The organism is Enterobacter pseudoroggenkampii (genome assembly GCF_026420145.1).
GTDB lineage: Bacteria > Pseudomonadota > Gammaproteobacteria > Enterobacterales > Enterobacteriaceae > Enterobacter > Enterobacter pseudoroggenkampii.
Map to the genome: position 1 here is coordinate 1,944,199 of NZ_JAPMLV010000001.1, position 21,689 is coordinate 1,965,887.

Genomic DNA, 21,689 nt, shown 5'->3' on the forward strand with positions numbered 1-21,689 from the left:
CGCTTTATTATTCTGTCGGGCTACGGATGGCCCAAAACTCCATATCCAGCCCCGGGAATTCCCCTGCAAGATGCAGGGCGAATGCACCGGACTTATCCATCTCGTGCCACAGCTCGCTGCCCTTCTCCAGTTCAAAGTAGCTATAGCCGGCATGCCACGGGATCTGCGGCGGCGCGACCGGCATGGCGCGCAGCATAATGCCCGGCAGCTGAAGCTGAACCAGATCGCGGATTTTCGAGACCGGCGCGACCTTCATCTGCGCCGGGAAATGGGTTTGCAGGTGTTCGCCTGGCACGTTGGCTTTAACCGCCAGCACGAAGCCGAACTCACGCACCATGCTGGTTTCAGGCACCGTGGCGATGTTCAGGCCGTGAGAGCGTTCGTTAAGCGGCAGCTGAATCGCGTGGTCTTCCATCACCAGCGACAGCCCCTGACGCAGCATCAGCATCAGCTTGCTGAAGCAGTTTGCCAGATCGTCATGATCGTAAATCGGCAGCACGCTTTCGGCGGTACGCTGGGACGTCCAGGTGGCGAGCTCGGTCGCAAACGGCAGCCAGCTGCGCCAGAGCGTTTCCGGATGCAGCAGCGGGAGGGTTTTTAAATGTGAAACCTCGCCCAGATGACGGTTAACCAGCGACAGCAGCGTGAACTCAATCAGCTCGGAGGTATTAAAGCGGCCGGGCTGGCGCAAACGACCGCCAATTTGCTGGCTGCGCTGCACCAGCAGACCGTGCAGATCGTTAATCATGCTGTAGATCTGCGGGCTGTTGTTGGCGTTGAGCATCGGCGGGATGTAGCTGTTGTCGAGCCGCACGTGGTTGTCGTTACGCTTCTCGGTCACAAACGCCACGCCGATGGCGGTCCACTCTGCCGTGAGGTCTTTTTCCAGCATCAGGGTCAGACGCAGGCGGCCAAACTGGACGGTGGCATCCCCCACCGACATGGCGTTATCGTCTTCCACCTCTTGCTCGAAAGCGATGAAGCGCGCCAGCGAGGCCGGTTCTTCGCTAAAAATCACCTCTTCTCTCTCGCCACGACGTACCGGCAGCGCAAGCACCACCTTTTCGTTAGTGAGATTGTCAGGAATTTTCAGCGGTGCAGGGCCGTTGCGCCCGTTACGTACCTGGAAAAAGGTGCCGTCCGGCAGCAAACCGCTGCAGTAGCTCAGGGCAATGCATCCCTGACGAAGCATCGCTTCATCCAGTTCAACGTCGAGAAAGCCCCAGAGATACGACCGCTGTAGTGCGCCCCATTCACGAACATGGTTGAGCAGATAGCTTTCAGTCCGCTGAAAATGGTGTGGACGCAGGAACATGCCTTCGGTCCAGACGACCTTTTCTGCTTTCGTCATGATGATGTGTTTCCTGTTTTGAAGCGCGTTACTGGCTGATGACACGAATGCCGTTCACGTCGAGAAAAACGTTGGCCTGAAGTTCATCTGCTGACCATTTCCAGAACTGGTAGATATGATTTTCGCCAGGCACAGGCAGAGGGAGTGAAACGCGCCATTTTTTGCCATCCAGCACCTGATACTCCGCCATCACGCCGATGTAGCGGGCCTCCGGAGAGCTTTGCCCGCTGAGGGTTTTGGACAGCTGTCCCGGCATCAGGAAGAACACGTCGCTGTTCAGCAGATTCGCGCCAAGCGTGGCCGACGCGTTGTTCTGCAGGGAGTAGAAGTCGCTGGACATGAAATCCGCATCGGATTTCAGCAACAGCACCCGGACCTTAAGCGGCGCAGATTCATTGATTTGTGGATGAGCCTGAAACTGCAGATTGTAGCGGGAGGGGTCGCTGTGTGAAGACGACGTACAACCACTGACCAGGGCGAAAATCGCCGCGTAAAAGAATAACCACAGCTTATGAAAATTTTTATTATTCATAAAAATGCGCTCATGAAAGCCGTTTAGTTCAGGATCCAGGTACCGTTAGCGCTGTCTTTGCAGGCTTTGCTGTTGCCATCGACATCGACACAGGTCGCTTTTTTACGCACTTTTGGACGAATCGCCTGTTTACGCACGGCGGCGTCGTACTGGTCGGCCTTGATAACCGCACGCATCGGGACGTAACCAATCAGCTGATCGTTGCCTTCGTCGGCAAGCGCCATCCAGTAGTGTTCAACCTGCCCCAGCACCACGTACGTTTTTCCGGTCTCGAGATTACGGATAACTTTGCCGCCGAAGTCAGGTCGGCTCATCAGGGAAGCCGGATACATGGCACGATACGGTTCGTTGACCGGCGTGAACTCCGTCGGCGGCGTCACAGCGTGACGGTGGGTTAAGGTAACGCCGTTGACCTGGCTGGTCTCGATCGTATCGTCGTTGATCACAGGTTTTTGCGGCGCTTTACAGCCCGCCACCGCCATTACAAACAGAAGTGAAAACAGTACGCGCATTTTCATATGCTTTTCCGTAGCGATATTTCGATGATGAAGATAAGGGGATGAAGTTTGACTTAAGTGCTATTGTTAAAATAGCAGGATATTTTCGGGGCGTTACTATTTTAAGGACATAGCTACCGCACGAGCCCTTCAGAATAAGGCCCAGTGTCTTCCTGACATATTTTGACAAACGGTAAGCAAGTTTACATGAGCTTCGCATCAATTCAATATTTACCGCCGCGTAACTGTTGGTAAATGAAGCAGTCGGAAAATTATAGGATTAATCCTATAAAAAAAACGATTTGCCCCACCCTTTCTTATTTCCTCACTGCAAAACCACATAACATGATGTTTTATCTATTAAAAACACAAAAGAGAACCACTTTCATTAACGCAATAACGCTATTATCGCCACTACCATAATTAGTAGAATTCGCGTTTTTTTGATGTCAAAGGAATATATCTCCGATGAATTATTTGTTGCACTAACAAGGTATCTTTAATATTGAACACGCTTCATCGCTTGGGTGAGAATATTTCACTTAATGCAGCCCGACGTTAATTTCATGCCGCAAAAAAACTGTATATTTTATGTCGTGATAATTCCACAGTAAGGTATACCTTATATCTATTATTCATTAAGCCTGAGTAAACCTTCCTGTCATTTCCTCAAACCCAAAATGCCTCCAGCAGCCCGCCAGACGTGAATCGTGGCGATATCTCCAGCGCATCAGCTTCATTCGAAGTTTTACTGGTACTACATCCTTCCTTGCTCACCGCCATCTATCTCGCCTACCGACCGATAGATAAGATTTATTATTAAAATGATAAAATTTCGTTATAATTTCTTTAAATATTTAAACATTAATCCCCATAAGCCGCTGTAATAAAAAGAATTTAAGATAAAGCATCTTCCCGCACCGCATGCGCGTAGCCATACGGTCGTCATTGCTTTTGCTTATTGTCCTGTGCAGCGCTTTTATGGGTTCAGATGTTGTTGACCAAACAAATCAGGAGTGGGTATGAACAAGAAAAGACGCTCGGTGCCAGGCATCAGACACTATGACGGCCCTGCCGGCGGCTGGGGGGCACTAAAAGCGACGGCCATCGCGGTACGTACCCAAATGGATACCCTTGACGCTCCCGCGACGCTGCTGCGCACCAACCAGCCTGATGGCTTCGACTGCCCGGGCTGCGCGTGGCCTGATAAAGAACACAAATCGACGTTCCAGTTCTGCGAGAACGGCGCCAAAGCGGTGACCTGGGAAGCGACCAGCAAACGTGTCACCCCCGCGTTTCTGGCTGAAAACAGCGTCTCCTCGCTGCTGGCAAAATCGGACTTTGAGCTGGAAGGCTACGGTCGACTGACGCACCCACTGCGCTATGATCGGGCGAGCGACACCTTCCGCCCCGTCGACTGGGACGAGGCGTTTCAACGCATCGGCGAAGTATTGCGCGGGCTCGAGCCGGATCAGGTCGAGTTCTATACCTCAGGACGCGCCTCTAACGAAGCGGCGTATCTGTTCCAGCTGTTTGCTCGCGAATACGGCACCAACAACTTCCCCGACTGCTCGAATATGTGTCACGAGGCCACCAGCGTCGGTTTACCGCGTTCAATTGGCATCGGAAAAGGCACCGTTTCGCTGGACGACTTCGATAAGACCGAGCTGGTGCTCTCCATCGGCCACAACCCCGGCACCAACCATCCGCGAATGATGGGGACCCTCCACGAGCTGGCCCGCCGGAACGTGCCGATTATCGTCTTTAACCCGCTGCGCGAACGTGCCCTGGAACGTTTCGCCGACCCGCAAAGCGTGATTGAAATGGCAACCTACAGCTCCACAGATATCGCTTCGACCTATTTCCAGGTGAAGGCCGGGGGCGATGCCGCCGCGCTGAAAGGCATTGCCAAACACCTGCTGGAAATGGAGGCCGAACGCGGTGACGTGCTGGACCACGCATTTATTGCCGAACACACCCAGGGCATTGAGGCGTTCGCCGCCGATATCGCGCAAACCCGCTGGGACGACATCGAACGCGAGTCGGGTCTGAGCCAGGCGGCGCTCAAAAAGGTCGCCGAAGCCTATGCAAAATCGAAGGCCACCATCATTACCTACGGGATGGGGATTACGCAGCACAATAAAGGGACGGCCAACGTCCGCCTGATTGCCGACGTGCTGCTGCTGCGGGGGAATATCGGGAAACCTGGCGCGGGAATATGCCCGCTGCGCGGCCACTCAAACGTGCAGGGGAACCGTACCGTCGGGATCAGCGAGAAACCCACACCGGCATTCCTTAATCGCCTGAAGGACGTGTTCGGCTTTGAGCCACCGTCGCACCACGGACACGACGCGGTGCAGGCCACGCAGGCGATGATCGACGGCCGCGCGAAAGCGCTCATCTGCCTCGGCGGCAATTTTGCCGTCGCGATGCCCGATCACGAGCGGGGTTTTCCGGCGATGGGTAACCTGGATTTGAGCGTGCACGTCGGCACCAAGCTCAACCGTACCCATCTGCTGGTGGGCAAAGAGACCTTTATTTTCCCGTGTCTTGGCCGTACCGAGCTGGATGTTCAGGCCACCGGCCGCCAGTCCATTACCGTCGAAGACTCCATGTCGATGGTGCATGCTTCATCCGGCAAGCTGAAGCCTGCATCGCCGTTGCTTCGGTCAGAACCCGCTATCGTCGCGGGCATGGCGAAAGCCACCCTGCCGGATACCCGCGTGGACTGGATGACGCTGGTTGAGGATTACGACCGGATCCGCGAACTGATCGAGCAGACGATTCCGGGGTTTGAGAACTATAACGCGCGGATCCGCGTTCCCGGTGGTTTCCGTATGCCGCTGCCACCGACGCAACGTATCTGGCCAACGGCGACGGGAAAAGCGATGTTCTCGGTGTTCGACGGGGTTCACGAGAACGCCAGCGGTGAAGGTGAGCATGTTCTGCGCCTGATCACGCTGCGCAGCCACGACCAGTACAACACCACCATTTACGCCCTGGACGACCGCTACCGTGGCGTATTTGGCCGTCGCGACGTGCTGTTTATGAACGAAGACGATATGGCGCAGTCAGGGCTGGAACACGGCGACCGCGTGGATATCGAAACCGCCCTGCCCGGCAGCGCTCAGCGTCTGAAAGACATTACCGTGGTGGCGTACAACATCGCGCCGGGGACCGTCGGCGCCTATTATCCGGAAGCCAACGTGCTGGTACCGCTTGATTATCTGGATAAGGACAGCGGTACGCCGTCGTATAAATCCGTTCCGGTTCGCATCACCCTGCGCTCAAAAGAGATCCGCATGCTGTAAGGCTGTTCGCGCAGAGAAAAAGATGGATATTAAACAGTTAAAATATTTAATCGCGCTCGACGAGACCCGCCATTTTGGCAAGGCTGCCTCGCAGTGCAACATTACCCAGCCGACTCTCTCCATGCGCATCCGCAGCCTGGAGGAGGAGCTCGGGCTGGTATTGATTGTGCGCGGGCAGCGCTTTGAAGGGTTTACGCCGGAGGGTGAACGCATCCTCGCGTGGGCCCGCGCGCTGCTGGCCGCGCACGACGGGCTACAGGCGGAAGCCGCGCTGTGCAATGGCCAGGTGGTGGGTGAACTCCGTCTGGGGATGGTGCCGCTGGCGAGCGTGGATCCGATGATTTTTATTCGCCATTTGACGCAAAAATACCCGGAGCTGACCTACAGCCTCTATTCTATGTCCTCCGCGCAGATTGCCGACGGCGTCAGTCGCAATCAGCTTGAGCTGGGAATTTGCTACCTCAACAGCATCGACACCAGCCTGTTTGACATTATCCAGCTTCCCAAAACGAAGATGGGCCTGCTGCACGACGTCCGTCATTTCCAGCTCGGCCAGGAGACATTGACCTGGCGCGATCTGACGGATTTTCCGCTGGGGTTCCTGACCAAAGGGATGCACTACCGGGCGCATATGGAGGCCGGCTTTAAGTCTGTCGGCATTGAACCGACGGCCGTTTTCGAGAGCGACTCGACGTTCCAGATCATTCAGGCGGTTCAGAGCGGCGTATGCTGCGCCGTCATGCCGCTGAACAACGGGCTGGAAGCACTGAACAGCCATTTCAGGATTGTCCCCATCGCTGACGCGAACATTGAGGCCCCTGTCGGCCTGATTATGCGCAGGCAAAAGCCTATCTCCTCCCTGGCGCTGCGCTGTTTTACCGACGCGCAGGAGATTTATCACGCGGACAATGAGGCGTAGGCCTCGCGCGTCACCACGCTAAAACCGCCGATCAGCACTGCGTCACAAATCGCCTGATGTTCCGGTGAACTGACCAGCGCATGGAGCGCATCGCGAATGGCGTTTAGCGTTTCAGGTGAGGTGTTATGCGAAGCGATCAGCGGCAGTCCCGGCGTCAGCGGGGTATGGTCAATGATCGCCAGCCCCGCAAGCCGTTCCGGCTCATGGCGCTGCAGCAGTGCCCAGGTTACGCAGTCGATGGCCGCGATATCCCCTGCCCCGCGTTTCACATCAATCAGCGACTGGCGATGGCTGCCGCTAAAGGACGTTTGCGCGAAAAATGGACCGCCACTCAACAGGGGAGCCACTTTTTTTCGCAGCGCATTGTAGCCAGACTGGGAATCCGCAGAGTTACAGACCGCCCGTCGTCCGCGAAACTCCGCCAGCGTCAGGTGCCGATCCTCCTCGCGCACCGCCAGAAAGCTGCGGTACTGGATCCCTTCGCAGCCCGGTGCCGTGTAGTGAAAACAGCCGACCACCTGCACGTCCGGGAGCTGCGTGACCAGCGGGTAACCACAGGTCTGGCTAAGGATAAGCCCGGGCTGTTGCCAGTGCGTGAGCAGATCGGACTCCGGCCAGTCGGGGACATCATCGACGGGCACACCGCGTGCAGCCAGCAATCCCTTAACCGCCAGCCAGAGCGCGCGCGTGTCGGCGCGATCCACCGCATACATGGGAAACGCCAGCAGATTACTCATACCCTTCTCCCTGTTGCTTTCCGGGGTGAACGGTGACGTCGACGGGACTGAACCAGAACCGGCGCAGCCATTCACCGTAGCCCCTGACGAGAAAACCGCGGTTTCGCTGCTGGTACGCCTCCCGGTTTTTCTGGTAGATCGTCTTCAGCCCGTACCAGGGAACGCCCGGCAGATCGTGATGTACTGAATGGTAGTTGAGATTCAAAAACAGCACCCGCCAGAACAGTCCGGCCTCGTTAATGACGGAGCGCGCCAGCGGATCGTCCGCCGCACGATGTTCGAAAAACGATCGCACCTTGGTCAGCGCGAGCGCGGGATAACTGACCGCAAGCACGAACCAGACGGGTGAAAAACCGATATGCGTCATCCAGACGAAGAGTACCGCCAGCAGCGTGATGTGAACCAGCCACATCGTCATCGCCCTCAGGTGAAGATGGCGAAACGCCGCCGCGGCGCTGCCCAGCGTCTGGACGATATCCAGCAGCGGCGCCAGCAGAAGCCGCCCGGCAAAGGTATTCCGGGCCCGGATCAGGCGCTTCTGCCTGGGGGAAAAGCGCCCCCAACTCTCGTCGGTAAAATAGTACGACTCCGGGTCATCCACCGGATGGGTCAGGCTATGGTGCCGATGATGGGCCAGATGGGAGTCCCGGTACAGGCCGTACGGATACCAGACCGCCAGCGGGAGCGTGCCAAACAGCTGGTTAAGCCAGGCAAAACGCGTGGGGTGTCCGTGGATCAGCTCATGCTGCAGGGACATGTACCAGGCGCTAAACCAGACGAGCAGCAGCGTGGCGGGCAGCAGGCCGAGCGTTTGCCAGAACGTCAGCGTGCCAAACCAGCCTGCATAAACAGTGATAATCAATAGCCAGGTGGGCAGTTCGCTTCGCCATATAAAACCCGATGCAAGATGGCGGATTTGTTCGCGTTGTTGCGGATGTAAATAGAGGGAGCTTCGTTGACTCATTCCTTCGGACGCCGTTTCGCCAGAGACAGTGCCCAGACGATCGGGGATAACGCCGGAAATAACAAAGAACTTAAATCGCTTTGCTTTGCCAGAAACGTGGGGCGCACGCGTTGCTTGACTTATTCTGTGATAAAGGTACTTTTCAGGACATGAAGAAGATCCTGATTATCGTTCCCGACGGCGGCATGCTGTTTGAAGCCGCCGGTATCGCCGACATTCTGATGCAGGCCAACCGGCTGCACCCGGAAGGGCTTGCGCAGCCCCGCTACCGGATTATCATCGCCACCACGCAGCCTCACCAGGTGATCCACGGCCAGTCCGGCCTGAACCTGCTGGCGGACTATCGTCTGCCGGAGCTGGATCCGCGTGAACCGCTGGATACCATTATCATTACCGGACGCGGCATGAACGAGCTGGAGAGCACGGCGGTGGTGGACTGGCTGCATCTCGCTGCGCCGCATGCCCGGCGGGTAGCCTCTATCTGCGGCGGCGCGATGCTGCTGGCCCAGACCGGCTTGCTGGACGGTCGTCGCGCCACCACCCACTGGCGGCTGCTGGAGACGATGCAAACCCAGTATCCGGCTATCCACGTCGAAGGCGGTCCGCTGTATATTCAGGACGGCCCCATCTGGACCTCCGGCGGCGTAAGCTCCGGGTTCGATCTGACCCTGGCGCTGGTGGAGGACGACTACGGATTTACCCTCGCCCGCGACGTGGCGCAGGATATGGTGATGTATCTGCGTCGTCCCGGCGGCCAGCTGCAGTTCAGTCGTTACAGCCTGCAGCCGCCTGGCGCGTCGGGCCCGATAAGCGAACTGCAAACCTGGATCCTGCAGAACCTCACCGCCGATCTGTGCGTGGAAAATCTGGCCGAGAAAGCGGCGATGAGCCCGCGTAATTTCACCCGCGTATTTACCCGCGACGCGGGCGTCTCTCCGGCCCGCTACGTGACCGAAGCGCGTCTGGCCGCCGCCCGCCAGCTGCTTGAGCAGACCCGCGATCCCCTTGAGCGCGTTGCTGAGCAAAGCGGGTTTGGCACCAGCATTAATTTGCGCCGCATCTTTGAGAAACAGCTTCACCTTACCCCCGGCGAGTACCGCCAGCGATTCCACTGCCGCAAGATGGCGTAATCTGATCCTTTTTTGTCGTTTACGCCAACCAGCCCGACGCCTACAGTGACTCCAGACAACAGAGATAAGGAGTGCACCATGGTTAAGGTCGGTATTAACGGTTTCGGCCGTATCGGACGTAATTTCCTGCACGCGGCGCTGGGTAACCCGGATCTGCAGATTGTGGCCATTAACGATCTGACGGACAGTAAAACCCTCGCCCACCTGCTGAAACATGATTCCCTTCTGGGCAAGCTGCCCGCACCCGTTGAAGCGGCTGACGGCGCGCTGCAGGTAGACGGGCAGCGGATCACGGTGTTTAGCGAACGCGATCCGGCGAATATTCCGTGGCGTGATGTCGGCGCCGACGTGGTGATTGAGGCCACGGGCTTCTTTACCGAGCGGGAGAAAGCGGCGGTACATATCACCCACGGTGGGGCTAAGCGCGTCATCATTTCCGCCCCCGGGAAGAACGACGACCTGACGATTGTGATGGGCGTTAACCATGACCAGTACGATCCCGCCCGGCACACAGTGGTGAGCAACGGGAGTTGCACCACCAACGGTCTGGCACCGGCCGCGCAGGTGCTGCACCAGCAGTTCGGGATTGAGCATGGCCTGATGAACACGACGCACGCCTACACCAACAGTCAGGCGCTGCACGATCAGCCGGAGAAAGATCTGCGTGGCGCACGCGCGGCGGCGCTGTCGATTGTGCCCTACTCCAGCGGCGCGGCGAAAGCGCTGGGGAAAGTCATCCCCTCCCTGGACGGCAAGCTGACCGGGTATTCCCTGCGTGTGCCGGTGCCGGTGGTGTCGATTGTGGATTTAACCGTGACGCTGAGCCGCAACGTGACCGCCGAAGAGGTGAATGACGCGTTCCGCAACGCGGCCGCCAGCGGGCCCCTGAAAGGCATTCTGGGGTATAGCGATGAGCCGCTGGTCTCCAGCGATTACCAGGGCGACCCGCGATCGTCGATTATCGACGGGCTTTCCACGCTGGTCATCGGCGGGAACATGGTGAAGATCCTGGCGTGGTATGACAATGAGTGGGGCTTCTCCAACCGCCTGGTGGATCTGGCGGTGCTGATGGATAAGAAAGGGCTGTAAGCCTGAGGCCGGGTGGCGCTAACGCTCACCCGGCCAAAAATCATTCCGCTTTCACTTTCACACCCATAAACACAATCACCATCGCCATCACCAGCAGGAAACCGCTTCCCGCGAATACACCGCTGGCGCCGTTGAGGTCAAATACTGCCCCGCCTCCGGCCGCACCGGCGCTTATCGCCAGCTGGATTGAGGCCACCAACAGCCCCCCTGCACTTTCGGCTTCATCCGGGACAGTGGTGGCAAGCCAGGTTGACCAGCCCACCGGAACCAGGCCAAATGCAAAGCCCCACAGCGCGACCAGCAGCCCGTCCAGCATGGCCAGATGACCAAAGGCGACCATCATGAGCGCGAGTACGCCCATCGCAAACGGCACCAGCGCCAGCGTCAGGCGCAGATTGCGTGCCAGCAGATGCCCGGCAACGGAGGTGCCCACAAAGTTGGCGATACCAAAGCCCAGCAGGATCAGTGATATGGTCTCCACGCTCGCTTGCCCCACCGTTTCCAGGAACGGACGCAGATAGGTAAAGAAGGCGAAATGGCCGCTGAAGATCAGAATGGTCGCCAGCATGCCGCCGATCATCCCCGGACGACGCAGCACGCGGAACAGCGTACTCAGGCTGCCGCTGCTCTCAGGCTTCATGGACGGCAGGACCCAGAGCTGCCACAGCAGCGCCAGCATGCTCGGCAGAATGCAGAGGATAAACACGTTACGCCAGCCGATCAGGCTGCCCAGATAGCTGCCGAGCGGCGCCGCGACTACCGTGGCAATCGATACGCTGGAGAAGATCACCGCCAGCGCCTTCGGCACTTTATCCGCCGGGACCAGACGCATCGTCGTGGCCGTCGACATTGCCCAGAATCCCCCGATGGCTACCCCCAGCAGCAGGCGCCCCATCAGCAGGACGTGCAGGTTGGGCGCAAAGGCCACCAGCAGGCTGGAGATAATTTGCAGCACCGAGAAAAACATCAGCACCCAGCGGCGGTCGATACTTTTGGTTGCCGGGGTGATCAGCAGCCCGGTGACCAGCGCCACCAGCGCGGTGGCAGTGACGGCCTGTCCGGCCATCCCCTCGGTCACGCCCAGGCTCGCGGCCATTGGCGTTAACAAACTGGCCGGCAGAAATTCTGCCGTAATCAAACCAAATACCCCCAGCCCCAGTGAATAAACGGCCCGCCAGGCGGGTTTTGCAGGCGCTACCGCCTCGCTCGCCGCGACACATGAACTCATCTGTTGATCTCCCGTTATAAAAATGTGACTACAGTCGCAAAAGAATAGAAGGTTCACCCTGGACGATCTATGACATATAATCTCCACTTATTGATTATTCGTCCGGAGTTGTGCCATGACCGTACAGTCACCCGATTTGATCAGCGAACTTTTACGCGGCATGCGCCTGTCAGGCGTGAAATACCGGCGCATTGAAGCCAGTGCGCCATTTGGCGTCGCGTTTCATCAGGCTCCCGGCCGGGCGCAGTTTCATTTTGTGAGCCACGGTAGCGCTCTGCTGCGCATGGAGAGCGGAGCAACGTTCGAACTGAGCGGTGGCGACGCCCTCTTTATTCCCGGCGGGAATTCCCATGCCCTGCTCTCTGACGAGCAGGCTCCTCTTACCCCTGTCAACGCCTTTCCGAGCGAGCCTATCTGCAGCTCGGTCTGCGCCATCACCTGCGAGCCCTGCCCGGAGAGCGAGAACACCCTCATCTTTAGCGGGTGCATGGATTTTGAGCTGGGCGGAATGCAGCCGCTGATCAAGGCAATGCCGGAAGTGATGATGGTCAGCCGGTTAATGTCCACCTGGCCGGAGATCCACCCGCTGCTGGCGGCGATGGAGCGGGAGTCCGTGGCGCGTCAGGCCGGGTTTGCCGGGATCCTTGCGCGACTGGCCGACGTGGTAGCGGCCTTAATTGTGCGCGGCTGGGTTGAAGGCGGCTGTGGTAAAGCCACCGGCTGGGTGCAGGTTTTGCGCGACCCGCGCCTGAGCCGGGCCATTTACGCCATGCACCAGCAGCCGGGCCTGAACTGGAGCGTCGCGGATCTGGCAAAAGAAGCGGGCACGTCCCGCTCCGTGTTCGCCGAACGGTTTCTGGCCGCGACGGGAACCACTCCGGCAAAATATCTCAGCGAGCTGAGGATGCGCCTGGCCATCCAGTACATTCGCCATGAAAATCAGCCGATAGAAACCGTTGCGCTGCGGCTGGGGTACGGCTCTCTGGCGGCATTTAGCCGGGCATTTAAGCGCATTATTGGACATGCGCCGGGCACGCTGCGGGAAGCCAGCCAGACGCCGGAAGAGGTCTGACTGGCCAGCAATATTTAACGCGAAGCGGGCAATATTCGTCTAAGGTTTTCAGGTGATTGACAACAGCGGTCACGCTGTTTAGTGAAGACAGGAGACGAACTGATGATAAGACCTCGTACACTACGCCCCGCGTTCTTGACCCTTGCGTTAGGCGGCGCGCTGCTCGGCGTAACGACATTCGGTTATGCCGACGATAGCCCCGCAGCCCAGACAGCCTCACCCGATATTTTGCTGGGCCCGCTGTTTAATGATGTGCAGAGCGCCAAACTGTTTCCCGATCAGAAAACCTTTGCGGATGCCGTCCCCAAAACCGACCCGCTGATGATTCTGGCGGACTATAGGATGCAGCACACGCAGTCCAGCTTTGACTTACGCCACTTTGTCGAGATGAACTTTACGCTCCCTGCGGAAGGGGAAAAATATGTTCCGCCTGCTGGACAAAGTCTACGTGAGCATATTGACGATCTCTGGCCCGTACTGACGCGCACCACGGATAAAGCCAGCAACAAATGGGATTCCCTGCTGCCGTTACCCAAACCTTACGTTGTGCCCGGCGGACGTTTCCGCGAGGTCTACTACTGGGACAGCTATTTCACCATGCTGGGCCTGGCAGAGAGCGATCATTGGGACAAAATCAGCGACATGGTGGATAACTTTGCCTATGAAATTGACACCTTCGGCCACATTCCCAACGGCAACCGCAGCTATTACCTGAGCCGATCCCAGCCGCCGTTCTTCTCGCTGATGGTGGAACTGCTGGCAACGCACGACAGTGATGCGCTGAAGAAGTATCGTCCGCAGATGGAAAAAGAGTATGCCTACTGGATGGACGGCGTCGACGCCCTTCAGCCGGGTCAGGCCAACAAGCGCGTGGTGAAGCTGGATGACGGCGCTGTCCTCAACCGCTACTGGGATGACCGCGACACTCCGCGCCCGGAGTCCTGGCTTGACGATGTAAATACTGCCAAAAGTAACCCTAACCGACCGGCAACCGAAATCTACCGTGATTTGCGTTCCGCCGCGGCCTCGGGATGGGACTTTAGCTCCCGCTGGATGGACGATCCGCAAAAACTCGGCACCATCCGGACCACCAGCATTGTCCCCGTGGACCTGAATGCCCTGATGTTCAAAATGGAAAAACTGCTGGCGCGGGCAGCCCAGGAGAGTGGCGACGCCGCCAGCGCAAGCAAATACGAGGCGCTGGCCACCGCGCGTCAGAAAGCCATCGAGAGCCACCTGTGGAATGATAAAGAGGGCTGGTACGCGGATTACGATCTGAAGAGCAAGAAGGTACGCAATCAGCTCACGGCGGCAGCCCTGTTCCCGCTTTACGTGAAGGCGGCGGCGCAGGATCGTGCCGATAAAGTCGCTGCGGCAACCTCCTCACGTCTGCTACAGCCGGGCGGAATAGCGACCACCACCGTCAACAGCGGTCAGCAGTGGGATGCGCCAAACGGCTGGGCCCCGCTGCAATGGGTGGCGGCGGAAGGGTTGCAGAATTACGGGCAAGAGAAGGTCTCGATGGATGTGACCTGGCGCTTCCTGAAAAACGTTCAGCATACTTATGACCGGGAAAAGAAACTGGTCGAGAAATACGACGTGTCGACAACCGGTACGGGCGGCGGCGGCGGCGAGTATCCGCTGCAGGACGGCTTCGGCTGGAGCAACGGCGTGACGCTGAAGATGCTGGATCGGGTCTGCCCGAAAGAGAAACCGTGCGACAGCGTGCCGGAGAATCGGCCTGCCGCGAATGATGAGGTGGCGCCGGTGAAGGCGACGGCGCAGTAAGTGAGTATTGCCGGGTGGCGGCTACGCCTTACCCGGCCTACTTTTTAAACTCACAGGGCTTTGCTTAGAAACTGTAACTCGCCCCTAACTGATACGTTCTGTCGCGCCCAATCCAGCAGTTGGTCGCATCGTAGCAGGTCAGCGTCTCTTTGTTGGTGATGTTCTGCGCGCTGGCCTTAAGCGTCAGCCCTGCCAGCGAAGGCAGGATTTCGCCCATCCGATAGGATGCCGCCAGATCGTACTGGGTGGTACCGCCCAGCTTACCCGCATCGTTAGCCGGTGAGATTTCCATCGGGCCGGTATAGCGCGCCCCCGCCCCCAGCATCAGCCCTTTCAGCGGCGTGTTCTCAAAGGTGTAATCCCCCCAGAGATTGAAGGCATTCTCCGGCACCTGCGTTGGACGTTTCCCTTTGTACTTATCATCTTCCGTGTTGATCGCGTGGGTGTAGGCATAGTTAGCAATCAGCGTCAGGTTGTCCGTCGGGCGGCTGATGGCAGACAGCTCAGCCCCTTTGGATTCCACCTCCCCGGTCTGACGATAGTTCAGGAAGCCCGGATCGGAGGTGACGACATTTTTCTGACGGATGTTGAACACCGAAGCGGTAAAGGTGGTGGCGTAGTCGGCCAGCAGATATTTCACGCCGCCCTCCACCTGCTTGCTGGTGGTCGGCTTGACGTCTTTCGCCGCAAGCGTTCCCTTCGGCGACACCGGCGCAAAGCCTTCGGAATAGCTGATAAACGGTGACAGACCATTATCAAAGGCGTAAAGCGCGCCCAGGCGTTTGGTGACGCGATCCTGAGAGACCCAGTCCTTATCACCGTTTTGCAGATAATTGGTGGTCACGGAGCGATAATCGTCGTAGCGCAGGCTACCCAGCAGATTTAAGCCCCCCCACTCCACCTGATCCTGCAGGTAGTAGCCGTTCTGCTGATAGCTCAGACGGTTTTTCTGGGCGGTATACAGCCCTAATGCGCTTTCACTGATTTGCGAATAGTCAGGATGACGCATATCCATGCCCGGCGTGGTCGACGCGTAACGGTAGTGGAAATGGGAGTTCAGCTTCTGGTAGTCAAACCCGGCCAGCAGATGGTGTTTCCAGTCGCCCAGCGCCACGGTTTTAGTCACCTGGTTATCGATATTGAAGCTCTGCAGATCTTCATCGGTGGTGTAGGCAAAGCGGTTAAGCTGATAGACCTCGCTTCCCGTGCCCGTCGCATAGACGCTGCGCTGATGCGTATCGACGTCGAAATAGCGCGCCTTCTGGTTAAAGCCCCAGCCGCTGTCGAACGCATGTTCAAAGCTGTAGCCCAGCATCCACTGGCGCTGCTTAAATCCGTTCCACTCATCACCGGCATAGTCGCGCTTGCCCGCGTATTTCGAGCGCAGGTAGGCGAGCGGCAGCGGGTTCGACGGCGTCAGGCTCGGGGAGTTCTGCGCCAGCGCATCCAGAGTCAGGCGGGTTTTGCTGTCGGGTTGCCAGGTGACGGACGGGGCAACCAGGTAGTTTTCATACCGGGTGGTGTGCGGCTGATCGTCATTTTCCGTCGCTTTACCCAGCAGACGGTAGTTCCAGTCGCTGTCGGCGATCTGCCCGGTTGAGTCGAGATACCCCTCTTTCAGATTGCGGTTGCCGGTGTTAAATCCGAATTCGGTTCGCGCTTCTCGCTGTGGCTTTTTACTCTGGATATTCACCAGCCCGCCCGGCGAGCCGCCGCCGTAGAGAACCGATGAGGGGCCTTTCAGGATATCAACGCTGTCAATCAACAGCGGATCGATGCGGGCTTTGGTATTGCCGGTGACGTTATAGGGCAGCTGCAGCCCGTTGTAGAACTCCTGGTCGACGGTAAAGCCACGAATTTTATATTCGCTCATGTAGGAGGTATTCCCCCGCACCTCGGTTGAGACCCCTGGCGCATAGCGCAGGATTTCATTCACGGAATTCGCATGGCGCTTGTCAATTTCCGGCGCAGAGAGGGTCGTGATGACCTGCGGCGTTTTACTTTCAGCAACGGCCGATTTCGTGGCGCTGTTCGTCCAGGCCGGCAGCGCGCTGCCCTGCTCTGCGCCGGTGACGACGATAGTGGATTCTTCGGCGAATGCCGGAACGTGCAGTGCGAGCGAGACGGCGCCTGCCAGGGCGCATAGCGTAAAACGTGAAGGAGTCATAATGTCGTCTTGTTGTTAGATGCGATACGGAACGACAATTATTATCATTTAGATTAACAAATCAATACGCAGGCAAAAAAACGGCCCTCCGCAGAGAGCCGTTTACGTCATGTTATGCTCGTCGCAGTAACCTGAATATGCCCAGCACCACAATGGCGCCCACGACAGCGACCAGAAAACTGTGCAGGTCGAAACCACTTATGTTGCCTCCGAAGCCAAACATCGTCGCCAGCCAGCCGCCCACAACCGCACCAACGACCCCGAGTACACAGGTCAAAATAAAGCCGCCGCCATCGTTTCCCGGCATGATCAATTTCGCGATAGCGCCAGCAATAAGACCAAAGATAATCCAGGCGATGATACCCATAGCGATGCCCTCTTGCAGGTTTAACGCGTGCGCAGAAAACCTTCTGCACAGCTAACTTAAGTATAGGTCATCGCCGGAAAACCATTTTCATCTCACCGACTTATCTTTACGTAAACAGGCAAAAAAAACTCACCGGTTTGTATTAAGTTTCATTGCAGATTGCCGATAACGCTAAGACAGTCTGTCATCAATCAAGGAGCCATCCGGCGTGAGTCATTACAGTGAGCAGTTCCTCAAGCAAAATCCGCTGGCTGTATTAGGGGTATTACGCGACCTGCAAAAAGGTGAAGTGCCGCTGCGCATCAGCTGGTCGAATAATCAGTTCATCAGCAAGATCCTTGACGCCTCACAGGAGCGGCTGGTGATTGATTTAGGCAGTCAGGAGTATGAAAACCGCGCGGCGCTGAAGGCGGAGAATATCGCGGTGATGGCCGAAACGCAGGGCGCCAAAGTGGAGTTTGTCCTGTCGCGACTGGAACTGAGCGAGTACCAGGGACTCCCTGCTTTTGCTACCCCACTTCCCACCAATCTCTGGTTTGTTCAGCGTCGTGAATATTTCCGCATTAGCGCTCCGCTTCACCCCGCCTATTTTTGTAAGGCCAAAATGCCGGATAAAAAAGAGATCCGCTTCCGCCTCTTCGATCTGTCACTGGGCGGCATGGGTGCGCTGATGGATACGCCGAAACCCGACGGACTGGTAGAAGGCATGCGGTTTACGCAAATTGAACTGGATATGGGGGGCTGGGGTCGCTTTTATTTCGATGCACAGCTGATTGCCATCAGCGACCGTACCGTTGTGGACAGCAAAAATGAAACCATCACCACCCCGCGTCTGAGCTTCCGCTTCCTGAACGTCGGGCCCGGTGCAGAGCGTGAGCTTCAGCGCATCATTTATTCGCTGGAGCGGGAGGCGCGGGAACGCGCAAATAAAGTTCTGTAAGAAAATCGGGCAGCGTGACCGCCGCCCGTCTGCGGCATTACATGGCATCCATCGCTTTCTGTACTTTCCAGATATAACGAGGCGCCTGTGGTGCCGGGTGATTTTTCGCCACATGCTCAAAGAATTCGTCTTTGTCCATGCCGTTAATCTCTTCTATCGCCTCTTTGCGGTCAGAGGAGAAGGTTCTGAGCAACGCGCCGGCACCGTTAACGTAAGAGACCACCAGCGCGTACTGCATCACCTCCGGATCCTTAATACCCTTCAGCACGCCGTGCTCCATGATGCTCAGATAGGCCGTGCCCATTGAAATGTTACGTTCCGGGTTCTTCAGCTCGCTGGTTGACGGCTGACCGCTCCAGCCCATATAGCGGTAAACTTCTTTCCCCGCCGTTGACGCTTTAAGCTGCATCAGCCCCACCGCGTTGGATTTGCTGACAAGCGTGGGGTTACCGCCGGACTCCACCGCAATGATCGCCGTGATAAGACGCGGACTGACGCCCCAGGCCTTCCCGGCTTGTTCACTGATCGGCATCCACTGCATGGCCCGTTTCACCGGCACTTCCGGGTTCCAGGGTGGGTTTTGATAATCATGTTTTGAACTACAGCCAGCAAGCAACACAATCAAAAAAGCAAACCATCTCAATTTCACGTCATCTATCCTTATAGCCGGTCATCGCGGTGCGCCGCCTCTTGAAGCAGGCGTCGTATACGCGGCATGATATAGACAATTAGTTTCTCATTCAGCAAGGAATTGCCATGTCTCAGTTTCATCTCATCGCGCCGTCGGGCTACTGCATTAACCAGGACGCGGCGCAGCGGGGCGTTCAGCGTTTGCTGGAATCGGGTCATCAGGTAGAAAATCAGACGATTATCCCCCGCCGCCAGCAGCGTTTTGCCGGTACAGAAGCGCAGCGGCTGAATGATATCAACAGCCTGGTGAACCTGAAGGGTGAAAACCGGATTGTGCTGGCGGTGCGCGGCGGATATGGCGCGAGCCGGCTGCTGGAGAGCATTGACTGGCAGGGTCTGGCGCAGCGCCAGCAGCAGGATCCGCTACTTATATGCGGCCACAGCGATTTCACCGTCATCCAACTCGGGCTGCTGGCGCTACATAACGTTACCACCTTCAGCGGCCCGATGCTGGCCGGTAACTTCGGCGCCCCGGAGCTGAATGCGTTTACCATGGAACACTTCTGGCGCGCGCTGCGCAATTCCACCTACAGCGTGGAGTGGCAAGGCAATGGGCCGCACTGGGAATGCGAAGGTCAGCTCTGGGGCGGCAACCTGGCGATGCTGGTTTCACTTATCGGCACGCCGTGGATGCCGCACATCGAGGACGGCATTCTGGTGCTGGAAGATATCAACGAACATCCGTTCCGCGTCGAACGCATGCTGTTGCAGCTCTATCATGCCGGTATTCTTGAACGCCAGTCCGCGATTGTGCTGGGCAGCTTCAGCGGTTCTGCGCCGAATGACTATGACGCGGGTTACTCCCTGGAGAGCATGGTTGAGTTCATTCGCTCGCGGCTGGATATTCCGGTCATCACCGGTCTGGATTTCGGCCATGAGCAGCGCACCGTGACCCTGGCACTGGGGGCACACGCCTCGCTGATCCACAATGATTCCGGCAGTCGGCTGACCATCAGCGGCCATCCTGTCATAAAGGCATAAAAAAGCCGTTATACCCCCTTAATAAAACGCTGTTGCCGTCGTTAATATGTTAGGGTTTTAGTAACAGCGTTAACATTGAGGTGGGAGTAAGAGAACATTGGATGCCGCAGCGATAATCAGCCTTTTCATTTTGGGTTCGGTCCTTGTAACCAGCAGTATTTTATTAAGTTCATTTTCATCGCGTCTCGGCATACCTATTCTTGTCATTTTCCTCGCCATCGGCATGCTGGCCGGCATTGATGGCATTGGCGGTATCCCTTTCGATAACTACCCTTTCGCCTACATGGTGAGTAACCTCGCGCTGGCGGTGATCCTACTGGACGGCGGGATGCGCACCCAGGCGAGCTCCTTCCGTGTGGCCCTGGGGCCCGCGCTGTCGCTCGCCACAGTCGGCGTGCTGATTACCTCCGGCCTCACCGGAATGATGGCCGCGTGGCTTTTCCATCTCAATATCATGGAAGGTTTGCTGATTGGCGCGATTGTTGGCTCAACCGATGCGGCAGCAGTATTTTCCCTGCTTGGCGGAAAAGGGCTTAACGAACGCGTGGGCTCCACGCTTGAGATTGAATCCGGCAGTAACGATCCGATGGCGGTGTTTCTCACAATCACGCTTATCGAGATGATCCAGCAGCACGAAAGCGGGCTGAGCTGGACGTTTGCGTTACATATTCTGCAGCAGTTTGGCCTGGGGATTGTCATCGGCCTGACAGGGGGATATCTGCTCCAGCAGACGATCAACCGTATATCGCTTCCTCTGGGGCTTTACCCGCTGCTGGCGCTGAGCGGCGGCATTCTCATTTTTGCCGTCACTACCGCAGTGGACGGCAGCGGCATTCTCGCCGTCTACCTCTGCGGGTTCCTGATGGGCAACCGCCCTATTCGTAACCGGCATGCCATTTTGCAGAACTTCGACGGTCTGGCCTGGCTGGCGCAGATCGGCATGTTTCTGGTGCTGGGTCTTCTGGTTACGCCATCGGACCTGCTGCCGATCGCCGTTCCGGCGCTGCTGCTCTCTGCATGGATGATCTTCTTTGCCCGTCCGCTGTCGGTATTTGCAGGCCTGCTGCCGTTTCGTGGCTTCAACCTGCGCGAGCGGATCTTCATCAGCTGGGTGGGCCTGCGCGGCGCGGTGCCGATTATCCTTGCGGTGTTCCCGATGATGGCCGGTCTGGATAACGCGCGGCTGTTCTTTAACGTGGCGTTCTTCGTGGTGCTGATTTCGCTGCTGTTCCAGGGAACCTCGCTCGGGTGGGCGGCTAAAAAAGCCAAAGTGGTGGTCCCTCCCGTGGGCTGGCCGGTCTCCCGCGTGGGGCTCGACATTCATCCGGAGAACCCGTGGGAACAGTTCGTCTATCAGCTGAGCGCCGACAAATGGTGCGTGGGGGCTTCACTGCGCGATTTGCACATGCCGGCCGAAACGCGCATTGCCGCTCTGTTCCGCGACAACGTTCTGCTGCACCCCACCGGCAGCACCCGCCTGCGCGAAGGGGATATTCTCTGCGTGATTGGCCGCGAGCGCGACCTGCCCGCGCTGGGCAAACTGTTCAGCCAGTCGCCTCCGGTGGCGCTGGATCAGCGTTTCTTCGGCGATTTTATTCTGGAAGCCAGCGCCAGGTTTGCCGATGTCGCGCTGATCTACGGCCTGGATGAAGGTGCTGAAGACGGAGATAACCAGCAAACGCTGGGCGAAATCATCCAGCAGCGGCTTGGCGCTGCCCCGGTCGTGGGAGACCAGGTGGAGTTTGCCGGGATGATCTGGACGGTTGCCGAAAAAGAAGATAACGCGGTGCGGAAAGTCGGTTTGAGGCCGATGGAAGAGGAAGCGGAGTAGCGGTTTTTTTGCCGGGTGGCGGCTTCGCCTTACCCGGCCTACAAAACCCTCGAACGTAGGTCGGGTAAGCGTTAGCGCCACCCGACACAAACATT

At 57.5% G+C, this 21,689-nt stretch carries 18 protein-coding genes and 1 pseudogene; 9 read left to right on the top strand and 10 right to left on the bottom strand.

Translation table 11 applies throughout. The features are described 5' to 3' along the window. Positions 1 to 7: 7 nt before the first annotated feature. Genes tssK through OTG14_RS09570 form a run of 3 tightly spaced genes read right to left on the bottom strand, consistent with a single transcriptional unit; the run spans position 8 to position 2,401 of the window. The gene (tssK, locus tag OTG14_RS09560; protein WP_024909829.1) at positions 8 to 1,351 is read right to left on the bottom strand and encodes a type VI secretion system baseplate subunit TssK; all 1,344 of its coding nucleotides are present in this window, start codon (positions 1,349 to 1,351) and stop codon (positions 8 to 10) included. Between the two features lie 28 nt (positions 1,352 to 1,379). Then, entirely contained in the window at positions 1,380 to 1,883 is a 504-nt protein-coding gene (gene tssJ / locus OTG14_RS09565; protein ID WP_024909828.1) for a type VI secretion system lipoprotein TssJ, read from the bottom strand. 23 nt (positions 1,884 to 1,906) lie between these two features. Beyond that, entirely contained in the window at positions 1,907 to 2,401 is a 495-nt protein-coding gene (locus tag OTG14_RS09570) for a hypothetical protein (protein ID WP_024909827.1), read from the bottom strand. Positions 2,402 to 3,402: 1,001 nt separating this feature from the next. Between OTG14_RS09570 and OTG14_RS09575 the strand changes: the two genes are divergently transcribed. Both OTG14_RS09575 and OTG14_RS09580 read left to right on the top strand, forming a co-directional pair. Further along, entirely contained in the window at positions 3,403 to 5,691 is a 2,289-nt protein-coding gene (locus OTG14_RS09575) for an FdhF/YdeP family oxidoreductase (protein ID WP_248272667.1), read from the top strand. Positions 5,692 to 5,713: 22 nt separating this feature from the next. Then, positions 5,714 to 6,610, top strand: coding sequence for a LysR family transcriptional regulator (locus OTG14_RS09580; protein WP_267214995.1), 897 nt, complete (start codon positions 5,714 to 5,716; stop codon positions 6,608 to 6,610). Here the strand turns inward: OTG14_RS09580 and OTG14_RS09585 are convergent. Beyond that, positions 6,589 to 7,347, bottom strand: a complete 759-nt coding sequence (locus OTG14_RS09585; protein ID WP_267214996.1) for a phosphate/phosphite/phosphonate ABC transporter substrate-binding protein — start codon at positions 7,345 to 7,347, stop codon at positions 6,589 to 6,591. The two genes, OTG14_RS09580 and OTG14_RS09585, sit on opposite strands and share 22 nt — an antisense overlap. After that, on the bottom strand, positions 7,340 to 8,311 hold the full coding sequence (locus tag OTG14_RS09590) for a fatty acid desaturase (RefSeq protein WP_267214997.1): 972 nt from the start codon (positions 8,309 to 8,311) through the stop codon (positions 7,340 to 7,342). The genes OTG14_RS09585 and OTG14_RS09590 overlap by 8 nt, the downstream gene beginning before the upstream one ends. Before the next feature lie 149 nt (positions 8,312 to 8,460). Between OTG14_RS09590 and OTG14_RS09595 the strand changes: the two genes are divergently transcribed. After that, the gene (locus tag OTG14_RS09595; RefSeq protein WP_267214998.1) at positions 8,461 to 9,441 is read left to right on the top strand and encodes a GlxA family transcriptional regulator; all 981 of its coding nucleotides are present in this window, start codon (positions 8,461 to 8,463) and stop codon (positions 9,439 to 9,441) included. A 78-nt stretch (positions 9,442 to 9,519) separates the two neighbouring features. Further along, positions 9,520 to 10,530 (top strand): type I glyceraldehyde-3-phosphate dehydrogenase, encoded by a 1,011-nt coding sequence (gap, locus tag OTG14_RS09600; protein ID WP_267214999.1) that lies wholly within the window; start codon positions 9,520 to 9,522, stop codon positions 10,528 to 10,530. Between the two features lie 40 nt (positions 10,531 to 10,570). On the opposite strand, the gene OTG14_RS09605 is transcribed toward gap, so the two are convergent. Beyond that, positions 10,571 to 11,758 (bottom strand): MFS transporter, encoded by a 1,188-nt coding sequence (locus OTG14_RS09605; RefSeq protein WP_148770143.1) that lies wholly within the window; start codon positions 11,756 to 11,758, stop codon positions 10,571 to 10,573. A gap of 115 nt (positions 11,759 to 11,873) precedes the next feature. On the opposite strand from OTG14_RS09605, the gene OTG14_RS09610 reads away from it, so the two are divergent. Together OTG14_RS09610 and OTG14_RS09615 are read left to right on the top strand one after the other, a co-directional pair. Next, positions 11,874 to 12,830: an AraC family transcriptional regulator gene (locus OTG14_RS09610; RefSeq protein ID WP_024909819.1), complete on the top strand. Its 957-nt coding sequence runs from the start codon at positions 11,874 to 11,876 to the stop codon at positions 12,828 to 12,830. Between the two features lie 102 nt (positions 12,831 to 12,932). Then, entirely contained in the window at positions 12,933 to 14,618 is a 1,686-nt protein-coding gene (locus OTG14_RS09615) for an alpha,alpha-trehalase (protein ID WP_267215000.1), read from the top strand. 64 nt (positions 14,619 to 14,682) lie between these two features. Here OTG14_RS09615 and OTG14_RS09620 read toward each other — a convergent pair whose 3' ends face one another. Continuing rightward, positions 14,683 to 16,785 (bottom strand): TonB-dependent siderophore receptor, encoded by a 2,103-nt coding sequence (locus tag OTG14_RS09620; protein WP_090419832.1) that lies wholly within the window; start codon positions 16,783 to 16,785, stop codon positions 14,683 to 14,685. 112 nt (positions 16,786 to 16,897) lie between these two features. Further along, positions 16,898 to 17,152 (bottom strand): GlsB/YeaQ/YmgE family stress response membrane protein, encoded by a 255-nt coding sequence (locus OTG14_RS09625; RefSeq protein WP_008502662.1) that lies wholly within the window; start codon positions 17,150 to 17,152, stop codon positions 16,898 to 16,900. A gap of 208 nt (positions 17,153 to 17,360) precedes the next feature. Between OTG14_RS09625 and ycgR the strand changes: the two genes are divergently transcribed. Next, positions 17,361 to 18,092, top strand: coding sequence for a flagellar brake protein YcgR (gene ycgR / locus OTG14_RS09630; RefSeq protein ID WP_024909816.1), 732 nt, complete (start codon positions 17,361 to 17,363; stop codon positions 18,090 to 18,092). A gap of 37 nt (positions 18,093 to 18,129) precedes the next feature. On the opposite strand, the gene emtA is transcribed toward ycgR, so the two are convergent. Next, positions 18,130 to 18,741: a membrane-bound lytic murein transglycosylase EmtA gene (gene emtA, locus OTG14_RS09635; protein ID WP_024909815.1), complete on the bottom strand. Its 612-nt coding sequence runs from the start codon at positions 18,739 to 18,741 to the stop codon at positions 18,130 to 18,132. Between the two features lie 107 nt (positions 18,742 to 18,848). On the opposite strand from emtA, the gene ldcA reads away from it, so the two are divergent. Both ldcA and OTG14_RS09645 read left to right on the top strand, forming a co-directional pair. Further along, positions 18,849 to 19,763: a muramoyltetrapeptide carboxypeptidase gene (gene ldcA, locus OTG14_RS09640; RefSeq protein WP_248272659.1), complete on the top strand. Its 915-nt coding sequence runs from the start codon at positions 18,849 to 18,851 to the stop codon at positions 19,761 to 19,763. 97 nt (positions 19,764 to 19,860) lie between these two features. Then, entirely contained in the window at positions 19,861 to 21,594 is a 1,734-nt protein-coding gene (locus tag OTG14_RS09645; RefSeq protein ID WP_157189357.1) for a potassium/proton antiporter, read from the top strand. Here OTG14_RS09645 and OTG14_RS23815 read toward each other — a convergent pair. Next, positions 21,532 to 21,675 (bottom strand): annotated as a pseudogene (locus OTG14_RS23815) (hypothetical protein); the annotation flags it as partial. The gene OTG14_RS09645 and the pseudogene OTG14_RS23815 sit on opposite strands and share 63 nt — an antisense overlap. Positions 21,676 to 21,689: the final 14 nt, after the last annotated feature.